This is a genomic window from Ligilactobacillus murinus DSM 20452 = NBRC 14221 (genome assembly GCF_001591685.1).
GTDB classification, from domain to species: domain Bacteria; phylum Bacillota; class Bacilli; order Lactobacillales; family Lactobacillaceae; genus Ligilactobacillus; species Ligilactobacillus murinus.
Genome location: NZ_BCVJ01000055.1, coordinates 1 through 12,304, shown reverse-complemented (window position 1 = coordinate 12,304; position 12,304 = coordinate 1). Strand labels below are relative to the sequence as shown.

Genomic DNA, 12,304 nt, shown 5'->3' with positions numbered 1-12,304 from the left:
TCGAAACTCAGAAATTCAGTTACTATAAATCGTGTTAATATATTAATACTATCTTTATTATCCATGTAGATGATTTCCTTGCAGTAAAGGGGTAATATTTCATGGATAATAACTTGCAGATTGGTGAAAAAATCAGAAAGCAACGTATCAAAGCTAATTTAACGCAGGAGAAATTAGCTGAATACAGTGACCTTTCGATCAATTTTATCTCTAAATTAGAACGTGGTCAGAAGAAAAACATCAGTATTTTAAAACTAAATGCGATCTGTCAGGCACTTGAGATCTCGATCTCAGAATTGCTTCAAGAAGAAAGTAATATCTCATTAGCACATTTGACCCCCAGCTCATTACAGCTCATTCATGAGTTACAGACGCTAGATCGCCCTGACTGCGAACGCATCAGCCAGCATATTTTGCTATTGCTCGCTGATTTCAAAATGATCTACAGATAAAAGAGAGCCTTGCCACGATAAGATCATGGCAAGGCTCTCTTTATTCATATCGCGCTGACTGCATTGTCAAACGCGCTTGTTTACTTTATCAATTGGCTAGATATTTAATAAAAATATCACAACTTGGATCACTAGGTACGATCGCTTCAGCTTTGATCGCACGATGATAACCCTTGATATATGGTAAAAAGGTCTCAGCAGCCCGTGTAGGATCGGTACGATCGTTGCAATACGTTTTGGTACCTAAAATATTACCACTACTATCGATCGCAATGATCTTACCTAATTTTCGATAGACGATCTGTTGTTCTTTAGCTTTCAAGCTAGCTGGCCCTAAGCCCGCTGTTTGCGCTACGTATCCTTTGATCAAAGGACTTTTGACCGCGAGATAGTTTGATTCTTCTGGAATACTTGATCCGCTCCAGGAGAGACCAGTTTTAGCGTCCTGGTACTTAAGCGTCTTCCAGGTGATCGTTTGTTTATCCGGTCGGCAAAGTGGCTGGCCGGCTTTAGTCACAAAGTGTGTCGTCAACGTTGTCTTGTCCAACGATTCACTGACTTTAGCCAGTTCATATTTGGCGATCGTTTTTTCTTGATCGTCTCTTAATAAGGTCGTGACCTCATTTAAAGTATAGTGCTCATCGTTTTTAGAAAAGATCGTTGGGATCACGATCACATGACCGTGCGCGATCCTTTGACAAGTCATTTCTCCCAATACATTGCCCCGATCATCACGCAATTCAAGACTTTCTTTTTCTAATTCTAAAGGTCCATCACGATACGGATCGATCACCTTAAATTTGCGCTTTGTTCGATGATACATATGTCCGACTAACATCTTGACCTGTTCAAATTCTTGAACTTCATCAGCAACCAATACCCCACTTGTTACCAATTTTTTTGTCTTGTACGAATACATCGCGACTGGTGTTTTTTGATCACGCGGATCGACAAATTCAAATGTTGTTTGTGCAGTAGTTGCTTCTTTTTGATACTTGACGGCAATACCGTCAGAAAAATTTCTAAAAATTCTAATTCAACCCCTAAAACTAAAAGAGACCGCCATAGGTGACTAGATCATCTAAGGTGGTCCCTTTGATGGCTAACTAAAAATACTACTATCCGTCGATCATTTCTTTTTAGTTATCAGTCTTTTTTCTCTCTTTGCCAAAATAAAACAAAGAAAAGGCTGCTGTTACTAAACCTAATAAGCTAACTGCTAAAGCTTCACTATCGTTTTCACCCATTTGTGGAAGTGTTGCCTCATTTTTTTCATTAGTTGTGACATCAGTTGTATCATTTACAACTTCTTGCTTAGCTAGCTCAGTGTTTTCACCGCTCGTTTCAGTTTTAGCGCTGGCGGTCGTTGTGATCCGCTTAACTGTGATGACCAATACTTGATTTTCTTCTGGTGCAAATGTCACATTTTCAGGGAAGCTATCAGGATCGATTAATTCCCAACCATCAGGAAGAACTGGCACTAATTTTACCGTTTCATCCGTATGACCAGTAACGATTTGAGTCCCGATCTGGTTGCCATCTTTGTCTTGATAGGTAATAACTTGCTTACTTGGTCGTGCAACATAGCTGACTTCGATCTCTTGGTCAGCATCAGTTGGCCGAACGTTTCTGGCAGCAATTGTCGTTTGTTTTCTTCCAGCTACTATTGAAGTATAACCTAAATATTGTGGTACGTCATCTTGTGGAAAGACTTTTGTTGCAATTTCATCCCAATCTGGGTAAGAAATTTTACCAGTTACAAGATCTTTTAAGCCATCACGGGTAAAGACAACTGTTTGGACCTTAGTTGTCTTAGTTCCATCTGGCGCATTCACAATGATCATCCGTTTTACTTCTTTTTGGCTATTTACATTACCTGGATCGGCTTTGACCACTTTAGACCCGTGTTTCAAATGAACCGTGTAGACTTGAGCTTCATCTTCAACATTGAAATGCGGATCACTTTCATTTGCCAACTCATCAAAGACTAGTTCATAGCCTTGAGCTTGATATGTTGCGATTTTCTCATCATTTGTATGTTCGATCGCTGCATCGGTCACACCTTGGATATCTTCTTCATCTAAAAGCGTTCTATTATTATCATCCACATATTTGACTAAAGCATGTTGTTCATTTGGTGTGAATTCGACAACTTCTTTTTGGTCAGGTGTGTTGGCGCTAATATTTTCCAAACGGTCGACTTTCGTTTTTGCTGGTGTATAGCCTTTATCTGAAGCTTTAAGTGAAACTGGAACTTCTTCAAAGAAAGTATTTTCCTCTGGGATCCATTCACCTGGCTTCTCTTCACCTGTCACCATATCACGCGTTACATTGCGTGTGAAGTGTGCAGTTTGAACATATGATTCAGGACCTTCTTTTGGATGGTTGATGATGACTTCACGCTTGATCGTACGGTCAACGTGATCTTTACGCTTGTCATCTTGCTTATATTCATCTGTTACATCTTTTTGACCGTGTTTCAAATGAACTTCGAAATTTTGATCTTCATCTTCAGCATTGTAACTTGGTTTGCCTGCCTTGGCAAAGTCATCGGAGACTAATTCGTAGCCTTTATTCAAGTAATCTTGGACTTTAGCTTTGCTGTCATGTTTGATCGGTTCATCCGTCTTACCGGTGACATGAACATCTGCCAACTTCTCACCTGTCGTATCGTTGATGTAGTGTACGTGCGCTTTTTGATCATTGGCAGTAAATTTAACAGTCACATGTTGATCATCTGTATCACCAGTAATATGTTCTAGACGATCGATCTTTGTCTTTTCAGGGGTATACCCTTTATCTGAAGCTAACGTTGGAACGGCAAATTCTTCAAAGAAGTCTGCATTTTCTGGGATCCATTCACCAAATGTATCTTGATCTGTTGTCATATCACGTGTTACTTGACGTGTAAAGTGGATGGATTGAGTATGCGTCTCATCTGCGGCATGCGGGTGCTTAATGATGATATGACGGTTTACCGTATGTTTGACTTCATGTTCGGCATGTTGATCGGTCACATCTTTTAGCGCATGCTTCAAGTGAACTTCAAAATGCTGATCTTCATCTTCAGCGTTGTAACTTGGTTTGCCTGCTTTAGCGAAGTCATCGGAGACTAATTCGTAGCCCTTATCCAAGTAATCTTGGACTTTAGCTTTGCTATCATGGTTGATCGGTTCATCCGTCTTACCAGTGACATGAACATCTGCCAACTTCTCACCTGTTGTATCGTCGATATAGTGCACATGTGCTTTTTGATCATTGGCAGTAAATTTAACAGTCACATGTTGATCATCTGTATCACCAGTAATATGTTCTAGACGATCGACCTTTATCTGAAGCTAACGTTGGAACGGCAAATTCTTCAAAGAAGTCTGCATTTTCTGGGATCCATTCACCAAATGTGTCCTGCCCCGTTGCCATATCACGTGTTACTTGGCGCGTGAAGTGGAGAGATTGGATAGTCGTCTCATTTGTAGCATGTGGATGTTCGATCGTGATGATTCTTTTGACTGTTTGATCAACTTTATCTTGCTTGTGTGCATCATTTTTATATTCATCCGTCACATCTTGATGCTTATGTTGTACCTTTACAATGATCGGTTCATTGTCTTTGGCTTTAAAGGTAACTTTACCTGGTAGATCTTGGCCCGCTACTAATTCATAGTTAGTTGGCACTTCATATTTTGTATCGACTGTTTGATCAGTTACACCATCTAAAGATTGGCTCTTAACTTCTTTGTTATTGTTATCGACATCAACATATTTGATCATCACTTCTTGAGCATCCGCTGTGTAGTAGATATCGACTGGAGCGATCTTATCATTGGCATTGACTGTAATTTCTGCTACCGTCTTATCTGCTGTATATCCTCCTACTTCAGGAGCTGTATACGCGTCAAGTTTTTGTGCTGGACTCCAAGCGTTCCAAGTAGGCTTACCTGTTACTAGATCCTTAGTACCTGTACGGGTAAAGATAGCTGTTTGAGAGACATCTTTGGTCGTACCATCTGGCATATGGACCGTGATCTTTCGAGTTACAACATTTTGTGTATCTTGTTCGCCTACTTCCACGGATACCTTCTTATGTCGTACCTTTACGATGATCGGTTCGTTGCCGTTTGCTTTAAAGGTAACTTTACCTGGTAGATCTTGGTCCGCTACCTCTTCATAGTTAGCTGGTACTTCATAATTTACATCAACTGTTTGATCAGTTTTACCATATACAGACTGACTAACAACTTCTTCGTTATTGTTATCGACGTCAACATATTTGACCATCACTTCTTGAGCATCTGCTGTGTAAGTGATCGTGGTTGTTGTATCTTTGTCATCAGCGGTTACCGTTGCACGCTCGACTGTGGCTTTGCTTGGTGTATAACCAGGCACTACTGGTGCAGTATAAGCGTCAAATTCTTGTGCTGGACTCCAATCGCTCCAAGTAATATCACCTGTTACTAGATCCTTAGTACCTGTACGGGTAAATTTAGCTGTTTGAGTTTCTTCTTGCTTGCCATTTGGAACTTCAGCAATGATCGTCCGTGTTACTGTTTTCTCTAGTTCAGTTGTATCTAATCTATGTTTCAAATGAACTTTAAAGACTTGTGGCTCATCTTCAGCATTGAAATGTGGATCGTTTGCATCTGCTAACTCATCTGAGACTAGGTCATAGTTTAGCTTACGATATCCATCGATTTTTTTAGTATTACTATGTTCGATCGCAGCATCAGTTACCCCTTGGATATCTTCTTCATCTAAGCGTTTTCCAGTGTTGTCATCCACATATTCTACTAAAGCATGTTGTTCTAGTGGTATATACTTAACTTCGATTTTTTTACCATCTTCTTCATCAGGTGTGACTGTTTTACCAACGACCTTACCATTTTGGATCTCATCTGGTGTTTCGTCGATCTTATACCCCTTGTGTTGTGGCACTTTTACTTCATCAAAGTTATCAAGCTTCCACTCACCATTTGGCATAATATCACCAGTTACTCTGTCACGTGTAACATTCCGCGTCAAAGTAGCTGTTTGCGATATAACTTTCTTTTCTTGGTTAGGATGGTGGATAATGATCTCGCGTGTGATCTGCTTAGATTCAGGTTTCGTTGTTGTACCATGCATTAATTTGACGGTAAATGTCTGTAGTTTTGAATCATCATCATCAAAATAGACCGTTGAAAATTCCTGATCTGCAAAATCATATTCATAGCCCTTAGCTTTCAAAGCGTGGATCTGTTCAGCTACATTTTCATGTGAGATCTTAGTATTATGAGCCCCATTTTCGTTCGTTTTCAAATCGTTACCTTGATCATCAGTGATATACTTTTGAGCGGTCTCATCCCAATACTTGATCTGCGCATATTGAATATCTTTACCATAGTTGAGCACTGTATCTTGGCCTGGATCACTTGGTTGAACAACTTCACCCTTTACGTGATAATCTTTGATCGTTGGTGCTACGATCGCTTTGATCTTAGTTGCATCGTTAGCATCATTTTCATAGTGAACCTTCGTTAAATCTTTACCTTGGCTGTCTTTAGCAATGATATTACCCAACTTACGATAAACGATCTTTTGTGTAGCATTTTTTTGTTCAGCTTTTCTGCCGCCCAAGCCTGGCGTTGTTGCATAATAGCCAGCGATCACTGGGCTATTTACTGCCATATAGCTCGTTTTACTTGGAACAGATGTCTGTGAGATAATTTCACTTGTATGGATATCTCGCTTAGTCGTCGTTGTCCAAGTGATCGTCTGTGGTTCAGCAGTTTTAAGTTCTTTACCAGATTCGTCGACAAATTTAGTCGTTAGGGTATAAGTATCATGTGTTACCTTTGTTTCAATACCACGATAGATATACTTGATCGATCTTCTTAGATCACTAGGAAGGTCTTCTTTTGTTACCAAAGTGTATTCAATGTCACCTCGAGTAAACTTTTCGGAAACCTTTGGCAAACTTGCCTTAGCAGCATCGTTTGCATCATTGACATATCGGTAGCTTTGACCTAAATAATTGCCATTTTCATCATAAAGATCAACCCTACCTAACTTACGATATTCATATGTGATATCGGTGGTTTGCTGGACGTATGGGTTGGAGATATAATATGTTGCTCCACCTTGGCCAGTAGTATATGATAAACTCTGCCCTACTTGCAAAGTACCACCAGATTGCCATTCTTGGTCATCTAAATTCCATAATGCTTTAGGGTTACCACGGCCATCTAGGAATTCATATTGCATAGTACCTTGGTCATCTAATTCGGTATATCTAACAGTCACACCATCATGGTAATTGTTGACTAAAACAACACCCGTGTGGAATTCAGACATTGTGCCTTCGCTATTTTCAGCATAAAGGAATTTTCCTTCTTCCACCTTAGCATTCTTAGGAACACCAGTCGTATAGTGTTGCCCTGTTAAACCAGTTTGTGTCTTATAGACCTTACCGTTGTCGATCTTGGCTTTTTGTTCAACAACTTGTGGGGTATAGATACTTACTGTTGTATAACCATCCCCTGTATTACTTTCGATCCCACTATGACCACCAACAAATATCGGTAAAAAGTGCTCCGTGTAATAATGCCAACCAGATCGATAAGTACTAGCATAAAAATGATCGACTGCAGTTTCGTTACGATATTCATCATTGCTAACCTTACCAAAATTTAAAGTCTGTTGACCCTTTTGAATCATTGTTTTGGCTTCATCAATATGATACTTGTCTAGAAAACTATATTCATACGCGTTAAATCTACCATTACCCGTCAAAATAACATTGCCGTCAGCATCTCTACCTCGCTCAACGGTGAAGATGATACCACGGTTCCAATTAGTTGACGCGATCCATTGGAAAACATATTCACTATTTTTGTAGTCGATTCCTAAACCATCGATCAATGTTTGAAGGTTTGTCTTTCCATATGTATATTGGGAATAATCAGGATCAATAACACTAAAACCTTCTTCTTGTTGGTCTTGCGCTTGCGTTGGAGCTGCTGCATAAGCAACTTTACTATCCGTTAGATCAACATTTGCTTGAGGTTCAGCTTGTTTTTCAACGTTAAATGTTTGCGTTTCACTGGCTTCATTTTCATCAGCTGGTGCAACCGTTTGTTTTTCAGTGCTAGTTGTAGGTTCACTGATCTCTTCAGCAGTCACCGCTTGCGCTGGAACTTGTTCTTTAGTATCTTCAGCAACTTGAGTCTTATCGTCAGCTACTGGTGTGGCCTCAGTTTCTTTAGCTGGAATTTCAGCACTTGAAGTTTGCTCAACTTCTTTAGCTTGTGTTTTGTCACTTGAAGTTAACTCAACTTCTTTAGTTGGTACACTTGAGCTCTCTGCTGTCGCCTCAGTCTTTAAATGATCCTTGGTCGTTGTTGTCGCTTCATCAGCTGATACTCCGCTAAAACCAGCAAAAGTAAAACCGATCAAGACAGAAGCGACCCCAACACTGATCTTCTTGATCGCAAAGCGTTGTTTCTTTGGTTCTAATTTATGTATTAATAATTTATTATTATTACGTGATAACAAAACTAAAAATAGACCTCCTCAGTTATTTAAATGCACAAAAATAGGGGGCGTATATAATAGCTATACTCCTCTACTATTCGTCTATAAGCATTTACTATATTACAACTAAAGAGATTTATTTTCGGTAATTTTTTAATATAAATATATAGATTATTTTAATTTTATTTTTTAAAATAAAATTTCGCAAAATATAACCAACCGTATAAATGGCTTATTTAGTCCTTAATACCTAAATAAGCCATGCTAATCTTACGCAAATAGCATTTTAATTTAATAAAAAACTAATATTCCCCCAAAAAAATTGACTATAGTTCCACTTGAAAATGAAACCATAGTCGAGAGTCGATCATTTTTTTAAAGTTCACTACAACGCATGATCGTTAAATGTAGCATAAAATCGTTGTATTTATCATCAGCCAGATCACGCCCAACTGCAGTGACTGTCCGCACTGCCAACTCTTCGTTTTGATCATACAGATCTGTGCTATCAACACGTAGATCTAAATCGATGCCTTCTTCAATATGAATGTGTAATTCAGTCTCGTCATAATCACATTGGTAAAAACCACGGATCGGCGGCAAAGCATCTTTGCTCTGACGTTCACCTTCAAATGACACTTTTTGACTTTGAGCATCGCGTAACATCATCTTAACATTAAAGTCTGCCATCGTTGACATTTCTGCAAATACATAGTAGCCACGGGGAATACTCAACTTAACTGTCTTATCGTCTTCCATCAATGCGATCTTATTCATCTTTTCACCCTCCATAAATCCAAAAATAAAATAATTATCTAAAACTTTTTAGTGATTTAATTTTATATTTTTTCGTATTCTTTGGTCAATAAAATCACTTTCATTTAGCTTCGACTTAATTCAAACATAACTATTATTATAAAAACATTAAGTTATTTTTTATCCAACTTATACCACAATTAGCAAAAATTACGTCTATAGGGTAAAATATAACTATAAATATGCAGTAAAGGCAGGTAATATTATGGTAACGATCAAACAAATTGCAGAAGAATCTGGCTTTTCACAAGCTACCGTCTCACGCCTCTTAAATGAAGATCCGACCTTATCCGTTTCCCCTGCCACTAAAAATAAGATCCTCACAGTGGCAAATAAGCTCGGCTATGGTAAACGCCAAAATAAATTTCTTATCTCACGTAAGATCGCACTTTTGACCAGTTTCACCGCTGAAGAAGAGCTGCAAGATGTTTATTTTAATACTCTAAAAGAACTTATCCTAAAACAAAGCAAAAATGCCAACTTAGAGATCGATATCTTTCATGACCTTGATCATTTGATCGCTAAGGGGAAAAATTACGAAGGATTCATCGGGATCGGCGCAGATGATCTTTCCTCAGAAAAGCTAGCTAAACTCCATGAAGTCACACCGCTCGGGATCTTTTTAGATATCAATCCTTATCCGGATAAATTTGATTCCGTCCAACCCGACCTCTCCCAAACGATCTTAGATGCCCTCGACTTATTACAACGTGCTGGCAAAAAACGAATCGGCTTTATCGGGGGTGTCGGTTCGATCATGGGGCAACACAACTATCGCCAAGATCCGCGGGCTTTTGCGTTTGAAAATTGGGCTAAGCGCTTAAATATCTTTAATGAAAAAGATTATTTCGTCGGTGGCTCATTTACAACTTCAAATGGTTATGAGCTCGGTAAAAAAGTCATTACTAACTTAGGCACAGATCTCCCCGATGCCTTTATCGTCGCTTCTGACGCTTTGGCGATCGGTGTTTTACAAGCTTTCAATGAGGCTGGGATCCGCTTGCCACAGGATACTGCGATTATCAGTATCAATAACATTGAAGTCTCTCAATACGTTTCACCACCATTGACGACTTATAGCATCGACCAAAAAGAACTCTGTCAGACCGCGATCAATTTATTATGTGATGCCTTAGAGCGTCCTGACCGCGCCAAGATCCATGCTTTCGTCAATACCGAATTAGTGATCCGTAAAAGTTTTACTTTATAACCCCCTAAGAAAATCGCATTCTACCAAGGATGCGATTTTTATTTTACCGTTTTTATGTAATTATTTTAGTAATTTAGTTTACTTGTTAAGTAAAAAGTTGTATGATGATTTCTGTAAACGATTACAGCTAGTTTTAGTTATTTGCTTAGCTTTTAGGGGGAACACCAATGGAAAAACATGCATCAAAATCATTTGTCTCCAAGTTCTCATTTGCAATGGGCAACTTGGGGCATGCAGCTTTTTACGGCTTACTGAGCAATTGGTTCATCGTCTTTGTTACGGCGGGCTTGTTCAGTGAACTAGCACCCGCGATCGCCAATAAGTTGATCGCTTTGATCACTGGTCTGATCGTGGTGATCCGGATCATTGAGATCTTGATCGATCCACTGTTGGGAAACATCGTGGATAACACTCAAACTAGATGGGGCAAATTCAAACCTTGGATCATTGCAGGGAATCTAGTCAGTGCTGTGATCTTAGTAATACTTTTTACTGGGATCTTTAACCTAGCCAATGTCAATTGGATCGCCTTTGCCGTATTATTTGTGATCTTGTTTATCACTTTAGATGTCTTTTACTCATTTTCCGATGTCTCCTATTGGGGCATGGTACCAGCTTTGAGTGAAGATAGTAAGGAACGGGGCGTCTACACGGCCCTTGGAACTTTGACCGGTTCGATCGGGTGGAATGGTTTGACCGTCATCGTTGTGCCTGTGGTGACCTATTTTACTTATGTTGCCACCGGAAAACACACGCAAGGTGCCCAAGGTTGGCTAGCCTTTGCGATCATCATTTCACTTTTAGCCATCGCCTGTGCATTTATCGTTGCTTGGGGAACTGAAGAAAAAGATAATCTTATCCGTAATGCTGCTAAGCAAAAAACGACTATCAAAGATGTTTTTTTGGGGCTAGCCAAAAACGATCAGATCCTTTGGGCCAGTTTAGCATACTTTATGTTTTCTTTTGCTAACGTGGTCACAAACGGGGTCTTGTATTACTTCTTCAAATTCGTCTTGGGTAAACCAGAGACCTTTAGTTTAGCGGGCTTTATTGCGATCTTAGTTGGTTTTATGACCTCACCTTTATACCCTATCTTGAATAAGTTCATTCCAAGAAAGTGGCTCTTTTCCTTTGGCCAATGTTGTATGATCACTTCATACCTGATCTTCATCTTTGCCCGTGAAAATATGGCCCTTTTAGTCGTTGGACTCGTCTTATTTAACATTACCTTTGCCCAACTCGTCACAGTCCTCACCTTAACAGATGCGATCGAATACGGGCAGTTAAAGACTGGCGAACGTAATGAAGCCGTCGTATTAGCCGTTCGACCGATGATCGATAAATTAACAGGGGCCTTTTCAAACGGGATCGTCGGTTACATCGCGATCGCCGCTGGCATGACTGGCTCAGCGACTGCTGCGGATATGACCACTAAAAATATCCGAACTTTTGAAAGCATGGCCTTTTACATCCCACTTGCTCTAGCGGTCTTAGCTTTGTTGATCTTTTTGACCAAGGTCAACTTGACTGAGAAAAAACACGCTGCGATCGTTGAAGAGCTCAAGGATAAATTAGCTGCTGGCGATGAGACTTTTGGACTTGAAGCTAAACAAGCTCCACTAACTGTCAGTGATACAACTAATGTCTTAGCCCCAGTCACTGGTTTTGCTAATGCTTTACCAAGCAAAGCTGCACCTGATTTTGATGCAATTGGTTTTGTGATCGCTCCACTTGATACCAAAGTCTACGCGCCATTTGACGGCACAGTCCGCTTTACATTCTCCACTAAACACGCCTTAGGATTGGTGGCCGACAATGGACTAGAAGCAGTCATCCATGTGGGGATCGATACGGTCAAATTGCGTGGTGAAGGTTTTGTCACATATTATACTGACGGTCAAGCCGTCAAAGCTGGTGATCTGTTATTAGAATTTGATCCAGCTGTGATCAAAGCTGCCGGGCTCAGCGATAATGTTATCGTCTTTTTCACACAGCCTAAACGCATCACCAATTTGAAACTCGATATCGAACGCGAAGTGACCCACGGGCAACTGCTTGCACAGGTCACCATAAAACAAGGTTGACTTTGAACCACTTAAATAAGAGGCTGTGATATAAGTCTCCAAAAAACGGTCGTAAATGGACTTTAAAAATTGTTCATTTACGACCGCTTTTGTATACTATAAATAAAAAAGGACACCAGAAACCACCTGATGCCCTATAGTCTACCCCCCCTCAAATATGAACCTCGGGTCTTACTCAAATTAGTTCTTTTGGCATATAGTTATGGTATTTTTTCTTGTCGAAAGATCGAACT

The 12,304-nt window shown here is 39.7% G+C and carries 7 protein-coding genes and 1 pseudogene; 4 read left to right on the top strand and 4 right to left on the bottom strand.

The genetic code is table 11. The features are described 5' to 3' along the window. Positions 1-101 precede the first annotated feature (101 nt). Positions 102-452, top strand: coding sequence for a helix-turn-helix domain-containing protein (locus LMU01S_RS08835; protein ID WP_056959080.1), 351 nt, complete (start codon positions 102-104; stop codon positions 450-452). Between the two features lie 88 nt (positions 453-540). Here LMU01S_RS08835 and LMU01S_RS08830 read toward each other — a convergent pair whose 3' ends face one another. From LMU01S_RS08830 to LMU01S_RS08815, 4 genes are all read right to left on the bottom strand, one after another. Next, entirely contained in the window at positions 541-1,347 is an 807-nt protein-coding gene (locus LMU01S_RS08830) for a mucin-binding protein (RefSeq protein ID WP_225354624.1), read from the bottom strand. A 244-nt stretch (positions 1,348-1,591) separates the two neighbouring features. Continuing rightward, on the bottom strand, positions 1,592-3,733 hold the full coding sequence (locus tag LMU01S_RS08825; protein WP_061773572.1) for a mucin-binding protein: 2,142 nt from the start codon (positions 3,731-3,733) through the stop codon (positions 1,592-1,594). A 16-nt stretch (positions 3,734-3,749) separates the two neighbouring features. Next, positions 3,750-7,982, bottom strand: coding sequence for a mucin-binding protein (locus tag LMU01S_RS08820; protein ID WP_056959077.1), 4,233 nt, complete (start codon positions 7,980-7,982; stop codon positions 3,750-3,752). A gap of 354 nt (positions 7,983-8,336) precedes the next feature. Continuing rightward, positions 8,337-8,738, bottom strand: coding sequence for a hypothetical protein (locus tag LMU01S_RS08815; protein WP_056959076.1), 402 nt, complete (start codon positions 8,736-8,738; stop codon positions 8,337-8,339). Positions 8,739-8,982: 244 nt separating this feature from the next. Here LMU01S_RS08815 and LMU01S_RS08810 point away from each other — a divergent pair, with 244 nt between their 5' ends. The 3 genes and pseudogenes from LMU01S_RS08810 to LMU01S_RS10495 all read left to right on the top strand — a co-directional run. Then, on the top strand, positions 8,983-9,987 hold the full coding sequence (locus tag LMU01S_RS08810; RefSeq protein ID WP_004050011.1) for a LacI family DNA-binding transcriptional regulator: 1,005 nt from the start codon (positions 8,983-8,985) through the stop codon (positions 9,985-9,987). A gap of 167 nt (positions 9,988-10,154) precedes the next feature. Then, positions 10,155-12,071 carry a sugar MFS transporter gene (locus LMU01S_RS08805; RefSeq protein ID WP_056959075.1) on the top strand — a complete coding sequence of 639 codons (1,917 nt, stop codon included), beginning with the start codon at positions 10,155-10,157 and terminating at the stop codon, positions 12,069-12,071. Between the two features lie 147 nt (positions 12,072-12,218). Then, positions 12,219-12,304: pseudogene (locus LMU01S_RS10495) on the top strand (transposase); the annotation flags it as partial.